Source organism: Enterobacter cloacae complex sp. P43RS (genome assembly GCF_014930585.1).
Classification (GTDB): Bacteria; Pseudomonadota; Gammaproteobacteria; order Enterobacterales; family Enterobacteriaceae; genus Enterobacter; species Enterobacter bugandensis.
In genome coordinates this window covers 162,795-184,539 of record NZ_JADBRJ010000004.1, presented here as the reverse complement: position 1 = coordinate 184,539, position 21,745 = coordinate 162,795, and the positions used below count along the sequence as shown (strand labels likewise).

Annotated in this window: 21 protein-coding genes and 1 other annotated feature; of the genes, 15 read left to right on the top strand and 6 right to left on the bottom strand. The window is 56.1% G+C overall.

Annotation, left to right across the window (positions count from 1 at the left end; genetic code table 11):
- Positions 1-22 precede the first annotated feature (22 nt).
- Positions 23-1,690 carry an energy-dependent translational throttle protein EttA gene (gene ettA / locus IM294_RS10105; RefSeq protein ID WP_126817872.1) on the bottom strand — a complete coding sequence of 556 codons (1,668 nt, stop codon included), beginning with the start codon at positions 1,688-1,690 and terminating at the stop codon, positions 23-25.
- A 227-nt stretch (positions 1,691-1,917) separates the two neighbouring features.
- On the opposite strand from ettA, the gene sltY reads away from it, so the two are divergent.
- The gene (sltY, locus tag IM294_RS10100; protein ID WP_048960647.1) at positions 1,918-3,855 is read left to right on the top strand and encodes a murein transglycosylase; all 1,938 of its coding nucleotides are present in this window, start codon (positions 1,918-1,920) and stop codon (positions 3,853-3,855) included.
- Between the two features lie 55 nt (positions 3,856-3,910).
- Complete coding sequence (gene trpR, locus IM294_RS10095) at positions 3,911-4,240, top strand: trp operon repressor (protein ID WP_024907404.1); 330 nt, start codon at positions 3,911-3,913, stop codon at positions 4,238-4,240.
- On the opposite strand, the gene yjjX is transcribed toward trpR, so the two are convergent.
- Positions 4,231-4,746: an inosine/xanthosine triphosphatase gene (yjjX, locus tag IM294_RS10090; protein WP_041911281.1), complete on the bottom strand. Its 516-nt coding sequence runs from the start codon at positions 4,744-4,746 to the stop codon at positions 4,231-4,233. The genes trpR and yjjX overlap by 10 nt on opposite strands.
- Before the next feature lie 50 nt (positions 4,747-4,796).
- On the opposite strand from yjjX, the gene gpmB reads away from it, so the two are divergent.
- On the top strand, positions 4,797-5,444 hold the full coding sequence (gene gpmB, locus IM294_RS10085; protein ID WP_008502057.1) for a 2,3-diphosphoglycerate-dependent phosphoglycerate mutase GpmB: 648 nt from the start codon (positions 4,797-4,799) through the stop codon (positions 5,442-5,444).
- Here gpmB and robA read toward each other — a convergent pair.
- Positions 5,441-6,310 carry an MDR efflux pump AcrAB transcriptional activator RobA gene (robA, locus tag IM294_RS10080; RefSeq protein ID WP_028015450.1) on the bottom strand — a complete coding sequence of 290 codons (870 nt, stop codon included), beginning with the start codon at positions 6,308-6,310 and terminating at the stop codon, positions 5,441-5,443. The genes gpmB and robA overlap by 4 nt on opposite strands.
- A 211-nt stretch (positions 6,311-6,521) precedes the next feature.
- On the opposite strand from robA, the gene creA reads away from it, so the two are divergent.
- Genes creA through creD form a run of 4 tightly spaced genes read left to right on the top strand, consistent with a single transcriptional unit; the run spans position 6,522 to position 10,529 of the window.
- Positions 6,522-6,992: a protein CreA gene (gene creA, locus IM294_RS10075; protein ID WP_014882476.1), complete on the top strand. Its 471-nt coding sequence runs from the start codon at positions 6,522-6,524 to the stop codon at positions 6,990-6,992.
- Positions 6,993-7,006: 14 nt separating this feature from the next.
- A complete protein-coding gene (gene creB, locus IM294_RS10070) occupies positions 7,007-7,696 on the top strand; it encodes a two-component system response regulator CreB (RefSeq protein ID WP_049137697.1) in 690 nt (229 codons plus the stop codon).
- Positions 7,696-9,120 (top strand): two-component system sensor histidine kinase CreC, encoded by a 1,425-nt coding sequence (creC, locus tag IM294_RS10065; RefSeq protein ID WP_126817870.1) that lies wholly within the window; start codon positions 7,696-7,698, stop codon positions 9,118-9,120. Before creB ends, creC begins: the two co-directional genes overlap by 1 nt.
- A gap of 56 nt (positions 9,121-9,176) precedes the next feature.
- Complete coding sequence (gene creD, locus IM294_RS10060; RefSeq protein ID WP_041911278.1) at positions 9,177-10,529, top strand: cell envelope integrity protein CreD; 1,353 nt, start codon at positions 9,177-9,179, stop codon at positions 10,527-10,529.
- A 45-nt stretch (positions 10,530-10,574) separates the two neighbouring features.
- On the opposite strand, the gene arcA is transcribed toward creD, so the two are convergent.
- A complete protein-coding gene (arcA, locus tag IM294_RS10055; RefSeq protein ID WP_003856501.1) occupies positions 10,575-11,291 on the bottom strand; it encodes a two-component system response regulator ArcA in 717 nt (238 codons plus the stop codon).
- Between the two features lie 95 nt (positions 11,292-11,386).
- Between arcA and yjjY the strand changes: the two genes are divergently transcribed.
- The 7 genes from yjjY to IM294_RS10020 all read left to right on the top strand — a co-directional run bounded on the left by yjjY (position 11,387) and on the right by IM294_RS10020 (position 18,199).
- Positions 11,387-11,527, top strand: a complete 141-nt coding sequence (gene yjjY, locus IM294_RS10050) for a protein YjjY (protein ID WP_085928893.1) — start codon at positions 11,387-11,389, stop codon at positions 11,525-11,527.
- A gap of 399 nt (positions 11,528-11,926) precedes the next feature.
- On the top strand, positions 11,927-12,613 hold the full coding sequence (locus IM294_RS10045; protein ID WP_045259421.1) for a tRNA/rRNA methyltransferase: 687 nt from the start codon (positions 11,927-11,929) through the stop codon (positions 12,611-12,613).
- 211 nt (positions 12,614-12,824) lie between these two features.
- The gene (gene thrL / locus IM294_RS10040; protein ID WP_015572623.1) at positions 12,825-12,893 is read left to right on the top strand and encodes a thr operon leader peptide; all 69 of its coding nucleotides are present in this window, start codon (positions 12,825-12,827) and stop codon (positions 12,891-12,893) included.
- Positions 12,832-12,950 (top strand) — a sequence feature (Thr leader region). It overlaps the preceding gene by 62 nt.
- 24 nt (positions 12,951-12,974) lie before the next feature.
- Positions 12,975-15,437 carry a bifunctional aspartate kinase/homoserine dehydrogenase I gene (thrA, locus tag IM294_RS10035; protein WP_126817868.1) on the top strand — a complete coding sequence of 821 codons (2,463 nt, stop codon included), beginning with the start codon at positions 12,975-12,977 and terminating at the stop codon, positions 15,435-15,437.
- Position 15,438: 1 nt separating this feature from the next.
- On the top strand, positions 15,439-16,368 hold the full coding sequence (thrB, locus tag IM294_RS10030; protein ID WP_028015457.1) for a homoserine kinase: 930 nt from the start codon (positions 15,439-15,441) through the stop codon (positions 16,366-16,368).
- A gap of 3 nt (positions 16,369-16,371) precedes the next feature.
- Positions 16,372-17,658, top strand: a complete 1,287-nt coding sequence (gene thrC, locus IM294_RS10025) for a threonine synthase (RefSeq protein ID WP_126817866.1) — start codon at positions 16,372-16,374, stop codon at positions 17,656-17,658.
- A 247-nt stretch (positions 17,659-17,905) separates the two neighbouring features.
- A complete protein-coding gene (locus IM294_RS10020; RefSeq protein WP_028015459.1) occupies positions 17,906-18,199 on the top strand; it encodes a DUF2502 domain-containing protein in 294 nt (97 codons plus the stop codon).
- 32 nt (positions 18,200-18,231) lie between these two features.
- Here IM294_RS10020 and yaaA read toward each other — a convergent pair whose 3' ends face one another.
- Positions 18,232-19,005: a peroxide stress protein YaaA gene (gene yaaA / locus IM294_RS10015; protein ID WP_028015460.1), complete on the bottom strand. Its 774-nt coding sequence runs from the start codon at positions 19,003-19,005 to the stop codon at positions 18,232-18,234.
- Positions 19,006-19,071: 66 nt separating this feature from the next.
- Positions 19,072-20,502 carry a sodium:alanine symporter family protein gene (locus IM294_RS10010; protein ID WP_126817864.1) on the bottom strand — a complete coding sequence of 477 codons (1,431 nt, stop codon included), beginning with the start codon at positions 20,500-20,502 and terminating at the stop codon, positions 19,072-19,074.
- A gap of 262 nt (positions 20,503-20,764) precedes the next feature.
- On the opposite strand from IM294_RS10010, the gene tal reads away from it, so the two are divergent.
- Positions 20,765-21,718, top strand: a complete 954-nt coding sequence (tal, locus tag IM294_RS10005) for a transaldolase (protein ID WP_003856481.1) — start codon at positions 20,765-20,767, stop codon at positions 21,716-21,718.
- Positions 21,719-21,745: the final 27 nt, after the last annotated feature.

Here is a 21,745-nt window from a genome sequence, read left to right as displayed (position 1 = left end):
AACCGAGGTTGCCGTTTTGCTTTTATTTCGCAATACGCTTGTACTTAATACGCTTCGGCTCCAGCGCGTCTGCGCCCAGCGTGCGTTTTTTGTACTCTTCGTATTCGGTGAAGTTACCTTCGAAGAACTCCACTTTACCTTCGTCCTGGTAGTCCAGGATGTGGGTCGCGATACGGTCCAGGAACCAGCGGTCGTGCGAGATAACCATGGCGCAGCCCGGGAATTCCAGCAGGGCGTTTTCCAGTGCGCGCAGGGTTTCGATATCCAGGTCGTTGGTCGGTTCATCGAGCAACAGAACGTTACCGCCCACCTGCAGCAGCTTCGCCAGGTGCAGACGACCACGCTCGCCGCCGGACAGCTCGCCCACGCGTTTGCCCTGGTCGGTGCCCTTAAAGTTAAAGCGGCCAACGTAGGCGCGGCTTGGCATCTCGGTGTTGCCGATACGCATGATATCCAGACCGCCGGAGACTTCTTCCCACACGGTTTTGCTGTTATCCATCGCGTCACGGAACTGGTCTACGGAGGCCAGCTTCACGGTTTCACCCAGGGTGATTGAGCCGCTGTCTGGCTGTTCCTGACCGGACATCATACGGAACAGGGTCGATTTACCCGCGCCGTTCGGACCGATGATGCCAACGATAGCGCCTTTCGGTACGGAGAAGGTCAGATCGTCGATCAGCACGCGGTCACCGTAGGACTTACGCAGGTTGGTCACTTCAACCACTTTATCCCCCAGACGTGCTCCAGGTGGAATAAACAGTTCGTTGGTTTCGTTACGTTTCTGGTATTCGGTGTTGTTCAGCTCTTCAAAGCGTGCCAGACGGGCTTTGCCCTTAGACTGACGGCCTTTCGCGCCCTGACGCACCCACTCCAGCTCTTTCTCGATAGACTTACGACGGGCCGCTTCCTGAGACGCTTCCTGCGCCAGACGCTGATCTTTCTGCTCCAGCCAGGAAGAGTAGTTGCCTTCCCACGGAATACCTTCACCGCGGTCCAGCTCCAGGATCCAGCCGGCGACGTTGTCGAGGAAGTAACGGTCGTGGGTAATTGCCACCACGGTGCCTTCGAAGTCGTGCAGGAAGCGCTCCAGCCACGCCACGGATTCCGCATCCAGGTGGTTGGTCGGTTCGTCGAGCAGCAGCATGTCTGGTTTTTCCAGCAGCAGGCGGCACAGCGCCACGCGGCGGCGTTCACCACCGGAGAGATTCGCGATTTTCGCATCCCAGTCCGGCAGACGCAGGGCATCCGCCGCGCGCTCCAGCTGCACGTTCAGGTTGTGACCGTCATGCGCCTGGATGATCTCTTCATATTTGCCCTGCTGAGCAGCCAGTTTGTCGAAGTCCGCATCCGGCTCGGCGTATTTGGCATACACTTCATCCAGACCTTTCAGCGCGTTAACCACTTCGGATACCGCTTCTTCAACGGATTCACGTACGGTGTGTTCCGGGTTCAGCTTAGGTTCCTGCGGCAGGTAGCCGATCTTGATGCCTGGCTGCGGACGGGCTTCACCTTCGATGTCTGTATCGATGCCGGCCATGATGCGCAGCAGGGTGGACTTACCGGCACCGTTGAGACCCAGCACACCAATTTTTGCGCCCGGGAAGAAGCTCAGCGAGATATTTTTAAGAATATGACGTTTCGGCGGGACAACTTTGCCGACACGATGCATGGTATAAACGAATTGAGCCACGTGGACTTCGCCTCTTTTATCGTAAATGAGAAGGAATTTCAGCCTCGAAGTGTAGCCTTTTTCACGCCCTAATCCCAGCCAGGAACGTCGGGAGTGTTAAAACGCGCAAGAAAGGTAAAAAAGTGTCCATGACGTGGCGCGTTGCTGGATGCCTGGTTAGCATAAGTTGTTGTGACTTTGACGTGGCAAGACGCTGCAATTGACGAAAAAACAATGAGGAAGAGCTTGTGGAAAAAGCCAAACGGGTGGTCTGGCGTCTGCTGGCTGCCAGCGTATGCGTAATGGCGGTAAGCCAGGCGGTGCATGCCGATTCACTGGATGAACAACGTAACCGCTACGCCCAGATTAAACAGGCGTGGGACAACAAGCAGATGGATACCGTGCAGGCGCTGATGCCGACGCTCAAGGATTATCCGCTGTATCCGTATCTGGAGTATCGCCAGATTACCGACGATCTGATGAACCAGCCGACCGTCACCGTGAATAATTTCATTCAGGCGAACCCGACCCTGCCGCCTGCCCGAAATCTCCAGTCTCGTTTTGTGAATGAGCTGGCGCGGCGTGAAGACTGGCGCGGCCTGCTGGCGTTTAGCCCTGACAAGCCGAATACCACCGAAGCGCAGTGTAATTACTACTATGCGAAATGGGCGACCGGGCAGCAGGAAGAGGCCTGGGCCGGGGCGAAAGATCTGTGGCTGACCGGCAAAAGCCAGCCGAACGCCTGTGATTCCCTGTTCGGCGCATGGCGCGCTTCCGGCAAGCAGGATCCGCTGGCCTACCTTGAGCGCATCCGCCTGGCGATGAAAGCCGGCAACACGCGTCTGGTAACCGCACTGGCAGGGCAGATGCCGTCCGATTACCAGACGATCTCCTCGGCGGTTATCGCGCTGGCAAACGATCCGAACAGCGTTCTGACCTTTGCCCGCAGCACGGGCTCGACCGATTTTACCCGCCAGATGGCGGCGGTAGCTTTTGCCAGCGTGGCGCGTGACGATGTCGAAAACGCGCGGCTGATGATCCCGCAGCTGGTGCAGGCGCAGCAGCTGAATGAAGATCAAACCCAGGAGCTGCGCGACATCGTGGCCTGGCGACTGATGGGCACGGACGTGACCGACGAACAGGCGCGTTGGCGTGACGATGCGATCATGCGCTCAAACTCGACCTCGCTTGTCGAGCGCCGCGTGCGCATGGCGCTGGGCACCGGCGACCGCCGTGGCCTCAACACCTGGCTCGCGCGTTTGCCGATGGAAGCCAAAGAGAAGGACGAATGGCGCTACTGGCAGGCCGATCTGCTGATGGAGCGCGGTCGTGAAGACGAAGCCAAAGAGATTCTTCACTCGCTGATGCAGCAGCGCGGGTTCTACCCGATGGCGGCGGCGCAACGGCTGGGCGAGGAGTACACGCTTAAGATCGACAAAGCGCCCGCTAACGCGAACCCCGCTCTGACGCAGGGGCCAGAGATGGCGCGCGTGCGCGAGCTGATGTACTGGAACATGGATAACACCGCGCGCAGCGAGTGGGCCAACCTGGTGACCAGCCGCACCACGGATGAAAAAGCGCAGCTTGCCCGCTATGCGTTTGATAATCGCTGGTGGGATCTGAGCGTGCAGGCGACGATTTCAGGCAAGCTGTGGGACCATCTCGAAGAGCGTTTCCCGCTGGCGTATAAAGATCTGTTTGACCGCTACACCAGCGGCAAAGATATCCCGCAAAGCTACGCCATGGCGATTGCCCGTCAGGAGAGCGCCTGGAACCCGAAAGTTCGTTCACCGGTGGGTGCCAGCGGGCTGATGCAAATTATGCCGGGGACGGCGACGCATACGGTGAAGATGTTCAACATTCCAGGTTACAGCAGCCCGTCACAGCTTCTCGATCCGGATACCAACATCAACATCGGCACCAGCTATTTGCAGTATGTCTATCAGCAGTTTGGCAATAACCGCATCTTCGCGTCGGCGGCGTATAACGCCGGTCCGGGGCGCGTGCGCACCTGGCTTGGCAACAGTGCAGGACGCATTGACGCAGTGGCGTTCGTGGAGAGCATTCCGTTCTCGGAAACGCGCGGCTACGTGAAGAACGTGCTGGCTTATGACGCCTACTATCGCTACTTCATGGGGCAGAAAGATACCCTGATGAGCGATGCCGAGTGGCAGAGACGTTACTGATCGGCATGGGTTGTGTTATGCTGTACTCGCTAAAGAGTACAAGAGGCAGCATAACATGACCCAGCATTCCCCGTATTCCTCGGCAATGGCCGAACAGCGTCACCAGGAGTGGCTTCGTTTTGTGGAGCTGCTTCGCCAGTCTTACGAGCAGGATTTGCACCTACCCCTCATGCAGCTGATGCTTACGCCGGACGAGCGTGAGGCGCTGGGCACGCGCGTGCGGATTATTGAAGAGCTATTGCGCGGTGAGATGAGCCAGCGCGAGCTGAAAAACGAGCTGGGCGCGGGCATCGCGACGATCACCCGTGGATCGAACAGCCTGAAGTCTGCGCCGGTTGAGCTGCGCCAGTGGCTCGAGTCGGTCTTATTGAGCGATCAACGATAAATGGCGTTATGAAACGGGCTCAGCGCCAGGATCACCGCCTGATGGTAAACCCCTGAACGCGTGAGCTTACCCGCCGTAAAGACGCCAATCGCCCCTTCTTTACGCCCAATCTCATCAATGCCGGTGTACTGTGACATCACCGGCCCGAGCGCTTCACCTGCACGGACTTTTTCCAGAATGATCTCCGGCAGCGGCAGGGTGGCTGAGCGCGCTTCGCCGCGCTGCTCACGGCTTTCAATCACTACCCAGCTAAAGGTTGCGCCTTCGTCGATGCCTGCTTCAATGGCGACCCAGAAGTCAGCCTTCGGGGCCGCGGCTTTTGCATTTGCCACGCGATTTCGTGCGCCAGCGCGCGTTTCCTCGCTGCCAAACGGCTGTTCAGGTACGCCACTCTCGACGCCGATGGCCTCAATATGGCAGGATCCTTCGCCGAAAATCTCTTCAAAAGCCTTTAGAATTGCCTGAATTTTGGCAGGATTGGTGGTAGCAGAGACAACATGGTGCATAATTAAGCTCGATTCAAAAAAAACTCATCGCAGTATAACGGAAAAAAAGCATGTTACAGGTATACCTTGTTCGCCACGGTGAAACGCAGTGGAACGCCGAGCGACGTATTCAAGGCCAGTCAGACAGTCCTCTCACCGAGAAGGGTGTGCAGCAAGCGTGGCAGGTGGCGGAACGCGCCAGAACGCTGGGCATTACCCACGTTATTACCAGCGATTTAGGTCGCACGCAGCAGACGGCGCGCATCATTGCCGACGCCTGCGGCTGCGATGTGATGCTTGAGCCGCGCCTGCGCGAGCTGGATATGGGCGTGCTGGAAAAGCGCCATATTGATACGCTGACGGAAACGGAAGAGGGCTGGCGCCGCACGCTGGTGAACGGTACCGAAGATGGTCGTATTCCTGAAGGGGAATCCATGCAGGAGCTGAGCGTGCGTATGCATGCCGCGCTGGCGGAATGCCTCAAGCTTCCGGCAGGCAGCCGTCCGCTGCTGGTGAGTCACGGTATCGCGCTCGGCTGCCTGGTGAGCACCATTCTGGGGTTACCGGCTTACGCTGAGCGTCGGTTACGCCTGCGTAACTGCTCCATTTCCCGGATTGATTATCAGGAAAGCGCGTGGCTGGCGTCGGGCTGGGTCGTGGAGATGGCAGGGGACATTTCGCATCTCGATGCCCCTGCGCTTGATGAACTGCAGCGTTAACGACGGACAGGAATCAAGAATTCCATACGCAGATTGATTGGGCCTTCTTCCGGTTTGGCATCCTGCGCCGGGTAGTAGCGCTCGATATCCTGACCTTTACGGCGATTCAGATTCAGCATTGGCATGCACGTCCCGTAAACGGTCAGGATAAACTCCTGGACGCCCGTACCCAGTCCTTCATACGAGAACATCACGTACTCGCCGCCTTCCAGCACGACCGGCTTCGAACCCTGAATGTAGCCATTCGCCAGCTCCGGCGTCAGCGCGGTGGTGTAAAAAACCTCCTGCTCGTCGTCTTTTTCCTGGCTTGGGTGCGTTTCGTTGAGGCCATACAGGATCGGCGGAATGGCCGGCGCATGGCTCAGGAAATCGCGCCAGAACTGGACGCGCATCTGATGGCGGAACTCAGAAATCTGCTCCAGAGAGCACGAGTAGCTCTGGGTTGTACCGATCAGATGGGTTTCCGGCAGAGTGACCATTTCGTATTTCGGCATCGCGAACTCGCCCAGACGCAGCGGCGGACGCATGCCAAACGAGCTCCAGTCAGGCGAGCGGCGATAGAGCGCTGGCGTCAACGAGAACTGTTTTTTAAAGGCACGGGTGAAGGTCTGCTGCGAATCAAAACGGTACTGCAGGGCAATATCCAGAATTGGCCGCGCGGTCAGGCGCAAAGCCACCGCAGATTTCGATAAACGACGTGCGCGAATATAGGCACCGATAGCATGACCGGTGACATCCTTGAACATCCTTTGCAGATGCCACTTGGAATAGCCCGCTTTAGCCGCCACATTATCCAGTGACAAAGGCTGGTCGAGATGACCTTCCAGCCAGGTGAGCAGGTCGCGAATAATTCCAGCCTGATCCATATACTATCCTCATCCTTAAAACAGCAGGTGCCTGATAACAGGTTAGCGGATAATAGCATTTTTTGATGTTTTAGCATTCAGTGTTTTTTTTGCGCATTAATGCCTTTTCTCTCTCATTTTGGGTGAATATATTCTAATCCTGTGATCTTGCTACATTTTTGACTAACGTGTTGAATAATCGCTCAATGCAATTTTAAAGAATGGTAACAATATGAAATACAAGACTTTGCTTCTTACTGCCCTGTTACTGGTAGCGGGCCGTGCGGCGCAGGCGGAACAGATTGGTTCTGTCGATACCGTGTTCAAAATGTTCGGTCCGGACCACAAAATTGTGGTGGAGGCGTTTGACGATCCGGACGTGAAAAACGTCACCTGCTACGTCAGCCGCGCGAAGACGGGCGGTATTAAAGGCGGCCTGGGGCTGGCGGAAGACACTTCCGATGCGGCGATCTCCTGTCAGCAGGTGGGACCGGTTGAGCTGAGCGATAAAATCAAAAACGGCAAAGCGCAGGGCGATGTGGTGTTCCAGAAACGGACCTCGCTGGTGTTTAAAAAGCTGCAGGTGGTGCGTTTCTATGATGCAAAACGCAATACCCTGGCCTACCTGGCGTATTCCGATAAAGTGGTGGAAGGGTCCCCGAAAAACGCCATTAGTGCGGTGCCGATTATGCCGTGGCATTAATTCAGGGATGAACCATGCAACAACCTGTAGTCTGGCTGGTTGAAGACGAAACCAGTATCGCCGATACGCTTATCTACATGCTTCAGCAGGAAGGATTTGCAGTAAAAGCGTTTGAGCGCGGTTTACCGGTGCTGGAGGCGGCGCGCCAGCAGGCTCCGGCGCTCGCCATTCTTGACGTCGGGCTGCCGGACATCAGCGGCTTTGAGCTCTGCCGCCAGCTTCTGGCGCAGCATCCGTCACTGCCCGTGCTGTTTCTGACGGCACGCAGTGACGAAGTGGATAAACTCCTCGGCCTGGAAATGGGCGCAGACGACTACGTCGCCAAGCCTTTCTCCCCGCGTGAGGTGTGCGCCCGGGTAAGGACCATTTTACGGCGGATGCAAAAATCCGCCGCCCCAGCGGAGACGGTGCGTATCGGACAGTTTGAGTTGAACGAAGCTGCCGCCCGAATTAGCTGGTGCGGTGAAGCATTACCGCTCACGCGCTATGAGTTTTTGCTGCTTAAAACGTTACTACAGGCTCCGGGAAGGGTTTTCTCTCGGCAACAGTTAATGGACAAGGTGTGGGGTGAAGACGGCGACAGTTACGATCGTACCGTGGACACTCACATCAAGACCCTGCGCGCCAAGCTGCGGGCAGTGAATGAGGAATTGTCACCCATCAGCACCCATCGCGGTATGGGCTATAGCCTGGGGCTTTATTAATGCGCATCGGAATGCGTTTGCTGCTGGGGTACTTCCTGATCGTCGCCATCGCCGCATGGTTTGTGCTGTCGATCTTTGTTCAGGAAGTGAAGCCCGGCGTGCGCAGGGCAACCGAGGGCACGTTGATCGATACCGCGACCTTGCTCGCCGAAGTTGGGCGTGAGGATCTTCTTTCGGGCAATGCGCAGCAGGGCAGACTGGCGCAGGCCTTTTTACAGCTCCATCAGCGTCCTTTCCGCGCCAATATCGGCGGCATTCATAAGGTGCGCAACGAGTATCACGTCTACATGACCGATGCGCAGGGCCGCGTCGTGTTTGATTCTGCCGGCCTGGCCGTGGGGCAAGATTACTCTCGCTGGAACGATGTCTGGCTGACGCTTCGCGGCCAATACGGCGCACGCAGTACCCAGAGCCATCCCGACGATCCGGAGAGCACGGTGATGTATGTTGCCGCACCGGTTGTTGAGCAGGGCAAGATTATCGGCGTGCTGTCGGTGGGGAAACCGAACAGCGCGATGGCACCGGTGATTCACCGCAGCGAGAGGCGGATTCTGTGGGCTGGCGGGGCGCTGCTTGGCATTGCTTTACTGATCGGTGTTCTCGTCGCCTGGTGGATCAATCGTTCCATCAGTACGTTATCGCGCTATGCCGACTCGGTGACCACTGATACGCCTCTCCCGCTGCCTAATCCAGGCAGTAGCGAACTGCACAAGCTGGCTTTGGCGCTGGAAAATATGCGTATTCGCCTTGAAGGGAAAAATTACATTGAACATTATGTCCATGCGCTGACCCACGAGCTGAAAAGCCCAATAGCCGCCATACGCGGCGCGGCAGAAATTCTCACCGAGCAGCCGCCGCCGCAGGTGGCCGCGCGGTTTATCGATAATATTCTGGTGCAAAACGCGCGTATGCAGTCGCTGGTTGAAAAACTGCTGACTCAGGCGCGGCTTGAAAATCGGGTCGAGATTACGCCCCAGGCCGTCCGCGTCGACCTGCTGTTTACACGGCTTGCCGACGCGCGTTCGGCGCTATTGGCGGCAAAAGAGATTGCGCTGACCCTCCAGCCCGCTTCGCTTCTTGTTGAAGGCGATCCCGACCTGCTCGAACAGGCGCTCGGTAATTTACTGGATAATGCTATCGATTTTACCCCACAGGGCGGTGTCATTGAACTGGCGGCCCGGGAAGAGCAGAGACAGATACGGCTGAGCGTCACCGACAGCGGAAGCGGGATCCCGGATTATGCGCTGGAGCGTATTTTTGAGCGCTTTTATTCCCTGCCGCGCGAGAACGGGTTGAAAAGTAGCGGACTCGGGCTGGCGTTTGTTCAGGAGGTGGCGCGTCTGCACCACGGAGAGATTACATTGCGTAATCGTGATGAAGGTGGCGTGATAGCCACGCTGACACTTCACCGTCCCTTCACATAACTTCAAACTGGCCCCACACAGCCTGGTTACGCTCTCCACATCACAAAGGAGACGTAATGATGAAATCCCCCCTGTTCTGGAAAGTAAGCACCCTGCTGGGGTGCATCCTGCTGTTGTTAGTCCCACTGTTTATGGTGAGTAACCTCATTTCAGAGCGTGAAAGCTACCGCAACGATGTCGAAAATACGCTTCGCCAGAGCACCAGCGGGCCGCAAAAATTGGTCGGCCCGCTGATTGCGATCCCGGTAACCGAGGTTTTTTACAAGTTAGAGGATGAGAAAAAAGTCGAGTACAAGAAAAGCTATATGCATTTTATCCTGCCGGAGTCTCTGCGCGTTGAGGGTAACCAGCGCGTTGAGTCGCGAAATATCGGCATCTATGACGGACAGATCTGGAATACCGACCTCAACATAAAAGCCCGATTCAACACGGAAAAAATGACGCAGCTGAAAGGGGAGTCGATGACCCTGGGGCAGCCGTTTATCGTTGTTGGCGTGGGCGATGCTCGAGGCATTGGCACGGTGAAAGTCTCCAGTATCAACGGCGAGACGCTAAGTGTGGAGCCGGGTACAGGCGTGTATGGCGCGCTTTCCGGTATCCATATCCCGCTGACTGACAAAGCGCTGGAATTAAAAACGTTTGCTATGGATATTTCGCTGAATCTGACGGGGACAGGAAGTTTTGCCGTGGTACCTGTAGGACGTAGCAGTGAAATGGCGCTGAACAGCAACTGGCCGCATCCTGGCTTTATGGGTAATTATCTGCCGGTGAAGCATAAAATTGGTGACGCCGGTTTTCAGGCGAACTGGCAGAGCAGCTGGTTTGCGAACAATCTTGAGAGCTGGTTCAACGGAAGTGAGTCGCCGTCATGGGAGTCGATCCCCGCCTTCAGCGTTACGGTAGCCACGCCCGCCGATCAGTATCAACTGACTGACCGGGCGATCAAGTACGCCATTTTGCTGATTGCGCTGACGTTTATGGCCTTCTTTGTTTTCGAGACCTTAACCGGGCTGCGCCTGCATCCGATGCAGTATCTGCTGGTGGGGCTGTCGCTGGTGCTGTTCTATCTGGTGCTATTGGCGCTATCAGAACATGTCGGGTTTACGCCAGCCTGGGTAGTTGCAAGTTTGGTTGGTGCGGCGATGAACGGAATGTACCTGCAGGCCGTGCTGAAAAGCTGGAAGCGCAGCGGACTGTTTGTGCTGGCCTTGCTGGGGCTGGACGTGGTGATGTGGTTCCTGCTGCGCTCGGAGGATAGTGCACTGCTGTTGGGGTCTGCGGTTCTCGCGCTGGCGCTGTTCGCCGTCATGTACCTGACTCGTCATTTCGACTGGTATTCGCTTTCACAGCCGAAGCGACCTGCGCCGCCCGCAGAGCCTGATAACGACACAATGCGGATCTGGAAATAAAAAAAACGGCGCAAATGCGCCGTTTTTCATGCGTTAACTGCGGGATTATTCCTGCAGATCACCGCAGAAACGGTACCCTTCGCCGTGGATGGTGGCGATGATTTCCGGCGTATCAGGCGTCGATTCGAAATGCTTACGAATACGACGGATGGTCACGTCTACGGTACGGTCATGAGGCTTCAGCTCACGACCGGTCATTTTCTTCAGCAGTTCTGCACGGGACTGAATTTTGCCCGGATTTTCGCAGAAGTGCAGCATCGCGCGGAATTCGCTGCGCGGCAGCTTATACTGCTCACCGTTCGGGCTAATCAGCGAACGGCTATTGATATCAAGTTCCCAGCCGTTGAATTTGTAGCTGTCGACGCTACGACGCTCTTCGCTGACCGTGCCCAGGTTCATGGTGCGGGACAGCAGGTTGCGTGCACGAATGGTTAACTCGCGAGGGTTGAACGGTTTGGTGATGTAGTCATCCGCACCGATCTCCAGGCCAAGAATTTTATCAACTTCGTTATCACGGCCCGTCAGGAACATTAACGCGACGTTCGCCTGTTCACGCAGTTCGCGCGCCAGCAGAAGACCGTTTTTGCCCGGCAGGTTGATATCCATGATCACCAGGTTGATATCATTTTCAGAAAGGATCTGATGCATCTCTGCGCCATCGGTCGCTTCAAAGACATCGTAGCCTTCTGCTTCGAAAATGCTCTTTAACGTGTTGCGTGTTACCAACTCGTCTTCAACGATAAGAATGTGCGGGGTCTGCATGTTTGCTACCTAAATTGCCAACTAAATCGAAACAGGAAGTACAAAAGTCCCTGACCTGCCTGATACATGTCGCAAATTAACATGATCGGCTTAACGTGACTAAAGTACGTAATTGCGTTCTTGATGCACTTTCCATCAACGTCAACAACATCATTAGCTTGGTCTTGGGTACTTTCCCTTTGGACCCGACAGTGTCAAAAACGGCTGTCATCCTAACCATTTTAACAGCAACATAACAGGCTAAGTGACACCAGACACCCAATAAAACTACGCTTCGTTGACATATATCAAGTTCAATTGTAGCACGTTAACAGTTTGATGAAATCATCGTAGCCGAATGCTAGCCTTTGTCACAATTTTTCAATAAACCAACTAGTTGCGGAGATTGATTTATAAACAAAGCGAATCCAATCAGAACAGGGTATTCACGTTGCCATTATCATTATAAAACATAGGGATAATAGGCTTCTGTTAACATTCTAACTGATTGTTCAGACACAAAATAGTTTAGCGTCTTTAATTTGTTATGAAACGCTATTTCGGTGATTTGTGTTGCAAATTTGTAAATTCGTGCTGCGTAATATGTTGAAGTGCATCACACTTTTCTCCGCTAACTGATTAAAAAGAGAGCATAAATGCATCTGTCGATTGTACTGGTTGCTCCAGCCAGAGCCGAAAATATAGGCGCTGCGGCGCGTGCCATGAAGACCATGGGTTTTACCGATTTACGTATTGTGGACAGCACTGCACACCTGGAGCCTGCCGCCCGCTGGGTGGCGCACGGTTCGGGGGATATTCTCGATAATATAACGACTTACGCTACGCTTGCCGACGCGCTGCATGACATTTCATTTACCGTTGCCACCACAGCACGCAGCCGGGCGAAGTTCCACTACTACGCCACGCCTGCTGAACTGGTGCCCATGCTGGAAGAGAAAAGCCAGTGGCTTGAGAAAGCCGCGCTGGTATTTGGTCGTGAAGATTCCGGGCTCACCAACGAAGAGCTTGAGCTGGCGGACGTTCTCACCGGTGCGCCGATGGTAGCCGATTATCCTTCCCTGAATTTAGGCCAGGCGGTAATGGTCTATTGCTATCAATTAGCTTCCCTAATGCAAATCCCTCAACCCCAGACAGAAGCCGCCAATGAAAATCAGCTGGCCGCGCTTCGTGCTCGGGTAGAGCGTCTTTTATCGAGCCTTGGCGTTGCGGACGATCAAAAAATGGCCGACTGGCTACAGCAGCGCCTTGGACGTCTTGAGCAGCGGGACACCGCCATGTTGCACCGTTTGCTACACGATATTGAAAAAAAATTGGCCGAGTAAAATGCTGTCATAAGTTTTTACTATGGCGAAATGGTCTGTCGTGGAGGGGTGCGACTGGGGGATTCGGATGAAAATAAAACGTCACGCAGCGTGACGTGAACGTCCGCGGAATTGTGATCAAATTAAAAATTCATTGACTTAAGGTGCCCGATCCTTTAACCCTAAAAGAATACAGCACAGACAGATAATAATGACAGAGTACACAACATCCATGAAACGCATCAGCATCACCACCATTACCACAACCATCATCATTACCACAGGTAACGATGCGGGCTGACGCGTACAGGAAAAACAGAAAAAAAGCCCGCACCTGAACAGTGCGGGCTTTTTTTTCGGCTAAAGGAAACGAGGTAGAACCATGCGAGTGTTGAAGTTCGGCGGTACATCAGTGGCAAATGCAGAACGTTTTCTGCGTGTTGCCGATATCCTGGAGAGCAACGCCAGGCAGGGGCAGGTTGCGACCGTGCTCTCTGCCCCGGCAAAAATCACAAACCATCTGGTGGCGATGATTGAAAAGACCATCGGTGGCCAGGATGCACTCCCGAACATCAGCGATGCTGAGCGTATCTTCGCCGAGCTGCTGCAGGGGCTGGCAGAGGCACAGCCTGGTTTCCCGCTCGCGCAGCTGAAGTCCTTCGTTGAGCAGGAGTTTGCTCAGATCAAGCATGTGCTGCACGGCATCAGCCTGCTGGGCCAGTGCCCGGACAGCGTCAACGCGGCGCTGATCTGCCGGGGCGAAAAACTCTCCATCGCCATCATGGCGGGCGTGCTGGAAGCGCGCGGCCACAACGTTACCGTGATCAATCCGGTTGAGAAATTGCTGGCAGCGGGCCACTACCTCGAATCTACCGTTGATATTGCCGAATCAACCCGCCGTATTGCCGCGAGCAAAATCCCCTCTGACCATATGATCCTGATGGCGGGCTTTACCGCAGGAAATGAGAAGGGTGAACTGGTAGTGCTGGGCCGTAACGGATCCGACTACTCTGCCGCCGTGCTGGCCGCCTGTTTACGCGCTGACTGCTGTGAGATCTGGACTGACGTCGACGGCGTCTATACCTGCGATCCGCGCCAGGTGCCGGACGCCAGGCTGCTGAAGTCGATGTCCTACCAGGAAGCGATGGAGCTTTCCTACTTCGGCGCCAAAGTGCTTCACCCGCGTACCATCTCCCCCATTGCCCAGTTCCAGATCCCATGCCTGATTAAAAACACCGGTAACCCGCAGGCGCCAGGCACGTTGATCGGTGCCAGCAGCGATGAAGATGGTCTGCCGGTGAAAGGCATTTCCAACCTGAATAATATGGCAATGTTCAGCGTCTCCGGTCCGGGGATGAAGGGGATGGTCGGCATGGCGGCGCGCGTTTTTGCGGCCATGTCACGCAACGGTATCTCGGTGGTGCTGATCACCCAGTCCTCTTCCGAGTACAGCATCAGCTTCTGCGTACCTCAGGTCGACTGTCTGCGCGCCCGCCGCGCGCTGGAAGAAGAGTTCTATCTGGAGTTGAAAGAGGAACTGCTGGAGGCGCTCTCCATTCAGGAGCGCCTGGCGGTGATTTCCGTGGTTGGCGACGGTATGCGCACGCTGCGCGGTATCTCCGCCAAATTCTTTGCCGCGCTGGCGCGGGCCAATATCAACATCGTGGCGATTGCCCAGGGCTCGTCCGAGCGTTCAATCTCCGTGGTGGTGGATAACGATGACGCCACCACCGGCGTGCGCGTGGTTCACCAGATGCTGTTCAACACCGATCAGGTTATCGAGCTATTCCTGATTGGCGTGGGCGGCGTCGGCGGTGCGCTGCTGGAGCAGGTGAAGCGCCAGCAGGAGTGGCTTAAGAAAAAGCACATCGATCTGCGCGTCTGCGGAATTGCGAACTCGAAAGCGCTGCTTACTAACGTTCACGGTCTGAACCTGGAGAACTGGCAGGCGGAGCTGGAAGAGGCGAAAGAACCGTTCAACCTGGGGCGCCTGATCCGTCTGGTGAAAGAGTATCACCTGCTTAACCCGGTTATCGTTGACTGTACCTCGAACCAGGCGGTGGCCGACCAGTACGCCGACTTCCTGCGCGAAGGCTTCCACGTGGTGACGCCGAACAAAAAGGCCAACACCTCGTCGATGGATTACTATCACCAGCTGCGCCTGGCGGCGAGCAAGTCGCGCCGCAAGTTCCTGTACGACACCAATGTCGGCGCCGGCCTGCCGGTCATCGAGAACCTGCAAAACCTGCTGAACGCGGGCGACGAATTGCAGCGTTTCTCCGGCATCCTCTCCGGCTCCCTGTCGTTTATCTTCGGCAAGCTGGATGAAGGGATGAGCCTGTCGGAAGCCACCCGTGCCGCGCGCGAGCTGGGCTACACCGAGCCAGATCCGCGCGACGATCTCTCCGGGATGGACGTGGCGCGCAAGCTGCTGATCCTGGTGCGCGAAACGGGCCGCGAGCTGGAGCTTTCGGATATCGTGATTGAACCGGTGCTGCCAGCTGAGTTTGACACCAGCGGCGATGTCAGCACCTTTATGGCGAATTTACCTCAGCTTGACGATGCCTTTGCCGCACGCGTTGCGAAAGCCCGTGATGAAGGTAAGGTATTGCGCTATGTTGGCAACATTGAAGAGGACGGCGTATGCCGGGTGAAGATTGCCGAAGTGGATGGTAACGACCCGCTTTATAAAGTCAAAAACGGCGAAAACGCCCTCGCGTTTTACAGCCACTATTATCAGCCATTGCCGCTGGTGCTTCGCGGCTATGGCGCAGGGAATGATGTGACGGCGGCGGGCGTGTTTGCCGACCTGCTGCGTACCCTGTCATGGAAGTTAGGAGTTTAAGATGGTTAAAGTATATGCCCCGGCTTCCAGCGCCAATATGAGCGTCGGATTTGACGTGCTGGGTGCGGCGGTGACGCCGGTGGACGGTTCGCTGCTGGGCGATACGGTAACGGTTGAGGCGGCAGAAAGCTTCAGCCTGAATAACGTCGGCCGTTTCGCCAGTAAGCTGCCGCCTGAACCACGCGAGAATATCGTTTATCAGTGCTGGGAGCGCTTCTGTCAGGAGATCGGCAAAAACGTGCCGGTCACCATGACGCTGGAAAAAAGCATGCCGATTGGTTCGGGCCTGGGCTCCAGCGCGTGTTCGGTTGTCGCCGCGCTGGTGGCGATGAACGAGCACTGCGGCAAGCCGCTGAACAACAGCCGTCTGCTGGCGCTGATGGGCGAGCTGGAAGGGCGCATCTCCGGCAGTATTCATTACGATAACGTGGCGCCGTGCTTCCTCGGCGGCATGCAGCTGATGATTGAAGAAAATGGCATCATCAGCCAGCAGGTGCCAGGGTTTGATGAATGGCTGTGGGTGCTGGCGTATCCGGGCATCAAGGTCTCTACCGCGGAAGCGCGTGCGATCCTGCCTGCGCAGTATCGTCGCCAGGACTGTATCGCCCACGGGCGTCATCTGGCGGGCTTTATTCACGCCTGCTACACCCGCCAGCCGCAGCTGGCGGCGAAACTGATGAAAGACGTCATTGCCGAGCCGTACCGTACGAAGCTGCTTCCTGGCTTTAACGAGGCGCGACAGGCTTCAATGGATATCGGCGCGCAGGCGTGCGGCATCTCCGGCTCCGGCCCGACGCTGTTCGCCCTGTGCGATAAGCCAGACACCGCGCAGCGCGTGGCGGACTGGCTCTCTAAACACTACCTGCAAAATCAGGAAGGCTTTGTTCATATTTGCCGTCTGGACACGGCTGGCGCACGAGTACTGGGATAACGAATGAAACTCTACAACCTTAAAGATCATAACGAGCAGGTCAGCTTCGCGCAGGCGGTGACTCAGGGGCTGGGCAAAAATCAGGGGCTGTTTTTCCCGCACGACCTGCCGGAATTTCAGCTGACCGAAATCGATGAGCTGCTGAAGCTGGACTTTGTCACCCGCAGCACCAAAATTCTGTCTGCGTTTATTGGCGATGAAATCCCGCAGGAGCTGCTGGAAGAGCGCGTGCGTGCGGCGTTTGCTTTCCCGGCTCCGGTTAAGCAGGTTGAGCCTGACGTCGGTTGTCTGGAGCTGTTCCACGGCCCGACCCTGGCGTTTAAAGACTTCGGCGGCCGCTTTATGGCGCAGATGCTGACCCACATCAGCGGCGACAAGCCGGTGACCATCCTGACCGCCACCTCCGGTGATACCGGTGCGGCGGTGGCACACGCGTTCTACGGCCTGAAAAACGTCCGCGTGGTGATCCTCTATCCGAAAGGCAAGATCAGCCCGTTGCAGGAAAAACTGTTCTGCACCCTCGGCGGCAACATTGAAACCGTGGCGATCGACGGCGATTTCGATGCCTGCCAGGCGCTGGTCAAGCAGGCGTTCGATGATGAAGAGCTGAAGGCCGCGCTGGGGCTGAACTCGGCGAACTCCATCAACATCAGCCGCCTGCTGGCGCAGATCTGCTACTACTTCGAAGCGGTGGCTCAGCTGCCGCAGGAAGCGCGCAATCAGCTGGTAGTTTCCGTACCAAGCGGCAACTTCGGCGACCTGACGGCGGGGCTGCTGGCGAAATCTCTCGGTCTGCCGGTGAAACGCTTTATCGCTGCCACCAACGCCAACGATACCGTGCCGCGCTTCCTGAAAGACGGCAAATGGGCGCCTAACGCTACGCAGGCGACGCTCTCCAATGCCATGGACGTGTCGCAGCCGAACAACTGGCCGCGCGTGGAAGAGCTGTTCCGCCGCAAGGTGTGGCGTCTGGGTGACCTGGGCTACGCTGCGGTGACGGACGAAACCACCAAAGCCACCATGCGCGAGCTGAAAGCGGTGGGCTACATCTCTGAGCCGCACGCGGCAATTGCTTACCGCGCGCTGCGCGACCAGCTTAACCCGGGTGAATATGGCCTGTTCCTGGGCACCGCGCATCCGGCGAAGTTCAAAGAGAGCGTGGAAGATATTCTGGGCGAAACGCTGCCGCTGCCAAAAGAGCTGGCCGAGCGCGCCGACCTGCCGCTGCTGTCTCATGAGCTGCCGGCGGATTTTGCGGCACTGCGGAATCTGATGATGACGCGCGCGTGATTTTGTTGCCCGGTGGCGCTACGCCTTACCGGGCCTACAACGACGAGATGACCGTAGGCCGGGTAAGCGCAGCGCCACCCGGCTTTTTTATGAAGAAATTAAGGAGAAAAATTGCAGGAAAAAAGCAGAAATTCCCAATAAATGCGGTCACTTAGCGTTTAGGATTGCAGAGAATAACATCCACCGTTCCCCTCGCGTACTCTCCTTACATCGGCCCACGTTGGGCAAGAAGAATAAGGAGTCACCTGTGTCTACACTAAAACCTGCACTCATCGCGCTTTCTCTGGTGCTGGTCGCCCCCATGGCGGTACAGGCATCTGAAATTACTCTCGTACCTGCGGTAAAACTGCAGATTGGCGATCGGGACAATAGCGGGCATTACTGGGATGGCGGCCGCTGGCGCGACCACGACTGGTGGAAGGCGCATTATGACTGGCGCGATAACCACTGGCGTCCACATGACGAGCATCGCGATCGTGATGACCGACACGACCATCATCACGACGACCACCGTCCGGGCCCGGACTGGAAGCACCATTAACGCAAAACCCCGCCAGATGGCGGGGTTTAGTTTTACTGCTCGTGGCGCTTAAATACCAGCTCACCTTTCCCTGACGACGCCTCGTCAAAGAAATAGCCGTCGGTGTTGAATCCCGTTAACTGCTCCGGCTTCGTCAGGCGGTTCTGAATTATGTAGCGGCTCATCAGGCCACGCGCTTTTTTCGCATAGAAGCTGATGACCTTGAATTTGCCGTTCTTCTCATCAAGGAAGACCGGCTTAACGATCTCCGCGTTCAGCTTTTTCGGCTTCACCGACTTGTAGTACTCATCGGATGCCAGGTTAACCACCACGTTATCACCCTGAGCATGCAGCGCCGCGTTCAGCTTGTCGGTGATGATGTCGCCCCAGAAATGGTAAAGGTCTTTGCCTTTGGCGTTTTCCAGGCGAATCCCCATCTCCAGACGATATGGCTGCATCAGATCCAGCGGGCGCAGTACGCCATACAGGCCCGACAGCATGCGCAGATGCTGCTGGGCAAAATCAAAGTCGGCTTCGCTAAAATCTTCCGCCTGCAGGCCGGTGTAAACATCGCCCTTAAACGCCAGGATCGCCTGGCGCGCGTTGGCGGGGGTGAAATCCGGGTGCCACTCGTGGAACCGGGTCGCGTTCAGGTCTGCCAGCTTGTCGCTGATGCTCATCAGCGAGGCGATTTGCGGCGCAGAGAGCTTGCGCGCTTCGCGGATCAGCTGTTGCGAATAGTCCAGCAGTTCTGGCTGGGTATAACGCTCGGTGGCGAGCGGGCTCTGGTAGTCGAGCGTTTTTGCAGGTGAAATCAGAATCAGCATATCCAGTCCTTGCAGGAAATTTAGAGCGACTTTAACAAAAAATCGCCCTGAATTGATCGATAGCTGTTATCGCCGGGGCAAATCATCCCAGGTGCCGGGGGCAAGCTGTGACTGAATTTCGGGATAGCGTGAGGCATCAAATACCGGGGGAACGCCCAGCTTGCGCTGGCGAAGATAATCCCTGGCAATAAGGTTCACAACGGGCGAGAGCAGCAGGATCGCCGTCAGGTTAGTGATTGCCATTAGCGCCATAATGACATCCGCCAGCTGCCAGACCAGCGGCATATTCAGAAGGGAGCCCGCGATCACCATCAGTACTACGCCCAGGCGAAGCAGGAGGATGGCAGGACGAGAGTCGTATTTCAGGAAGATAAGGTTATTTTCGGCGTACAGGTAATTCACCACAATCGAACTGAAGGCGAACAGCATCAGAATGAGCGAGACAAATCCCGAACCCCAGCCGCCGGTCAGATTCACCAGCGCCTGCTGGAGAAGCTGTATTCCGTCGATATCCGAGTCATGCGCCACAGGACCGGCCAGCAGGAGGATCATGGCGCTGGCGGAACAGATAATAACGGTATCCATAAACACGCCTATCATCTGCACGATACCCTGCGCTGCCGGGTGCGGCGGCCAGGAAGAGGCGGCGGCCGCGGCGTTGGGAGTAGAGCCCATCCCGGCTTCATTGGAGAACATGCCTCGCTGAAAACCTGCCATCAGCGCCTGGCTCAGGGTGTAACCCAGCGCGCCTGAGGCCACCTCACGCCAGCCAAAGGCGCTTTTAAAGATGGTCGCAATCACGCCCGGAACCTGGTCGGCATGCAGCGCAGCGACGACCAGGCTCGCGGCAACCCAAAGCAACGCCATGATGGGAACCAGCCACTGCATCAGGCGGGCAACGCCTTTCAGGCCGGCAGAAATGGTGAGCAAAACAAAGAGGGCTAAACCGATGCCGGTGATCCACTCCGGGCAGGAGAAGGTATAGCGCAGGGCATGGGCGACGGAGTTTGACTGCACGGTATTAAAAATAAGACCGTACGCGAGCAGTAAAAAAAGCGAGAACAGAACGCCCATCCAGCGCATTCCTAAGCCACGCGCCATATACCAGGCCGGACCGCCGCGAAACTGCCCGTTTCTGTCTTTCTCTTTGTAGAGCTGCGCCAGTGAACTTTCGGCAAAAGAGGTAGCCATTCCGAGAAGCGCCGTGACCCACATCCAGAACACCGCGCCTGGCCCACCGGCGCTGATGGCCAGCGCAACGCCCGCCAGGTTTCCGCTACCGAGGCGGGCAGCCAGGCTGGTACACAGCGCCTGAAACGACGTTAATCCGCCCGGCTGGGGCGTAACGCTGTTTTTCAGACTTCTGCCAAACTTGCGAATATAGCGAAACTGAATAAACCCACTGCGTAGCGTAAACCAGATACCTGCTCCCAGAAGCAGGTAGATCATTATCGAACCCCAGAGGACTTCGTTAATAAAGAAAAGGAAATCAGGCATTAACGTCCCTCTTGTTGATGCCAACGTGAATATGTAAGCGCTACCACTGATTGGGCATGCTGTTGCTTAGCAGCCTGTTAATATTTTGAGTTTATCATACTCTGCCTAAGCGCACTGTCTGCGGTTGCGCTACCCCTCCGTCGTGTTATCATCAGGGCAGACCGGTTACATCCCCCTAACAAGTAAACCTGTCATTTTTCCGCTGCAGGCATGCTGTCGGTAGCGTGAATTATCCAGGGCACGTTAAAAGAGAAACACTATCATGACGGATAAATTGACCTCCCTTCGTCAGTTCACCACTGTCGTAGCTGACACCGGAGATATCGCGGCAATGAAGCTGTACCAGCCGCAGGATGCCACAACTAACCCTTCTCTGATCCTTAACGCCGCACAGATCCCTGAGTATCGCAAACTGATTGACGAGGCTGTGACCTGGGCGAAAGCACAGAGCAATGACCGTGCGCAGCAGGTTGTGGATGCTACCGATAAACTGGCAGTGAACATCGGTCTGGAAATCCTGAAGCTGGTTCCGGGCCGTATCTCTACCGAAGTGGATGCACGTCTCTCCTACGACACCGAAGCGTCAATCGCGAAAGCAAAACGCCTGATCAAACTGTACAACGACGCGGGCATCAGCAACGACCGTATCCTGATCAAACTGGCGTCGACCTGGCAGGGCATTCGCGCTGCCGAGCAGCTGGAAAAAGAAGGCATCAACTGTAACCTGACCCTGCTGTTCTCCTTCGCGCAGGCGCGTGCATGTGCGGAAGCAGGCGTGTACCTGATTTCTCCGTTCGTGGGCCGTATTCTGGACTGGTACAAAGCCAACACCGACAAGAAAGAGTACGCGGCGTCTGAAGATCCAGGCGTGATTTCCGTGACTGAAATCTACGAATACTACAAACAGCATGGCTATGAGACCGTGGTTATGGGTGCAAGCTTCCGTAACGTGGGCGAAATCATTGAGCTGGCTGGCTGTGACCGTCTGACCATCGCCCCTGCGCTGCTGAAAGAGCTGGCAGAAAGCGAAGGTGCTATCGAGCGTAAGCTGTCTTACACCGGCGAAGTGAAGGCGCGCCCGGAGCGCATCACCGAATCCGAGTTCCTGTGGCAGCACAACCAGGATCCAATGGCGGTAGACAAACTGGCGGACGGTATCCGTAAGTTTGCTATCGACCAGGAAAAACTGGAAAAAATGATCGGCGACCTGCTGTAATCATTCTGCGTGACCGGGCTCCCGGTC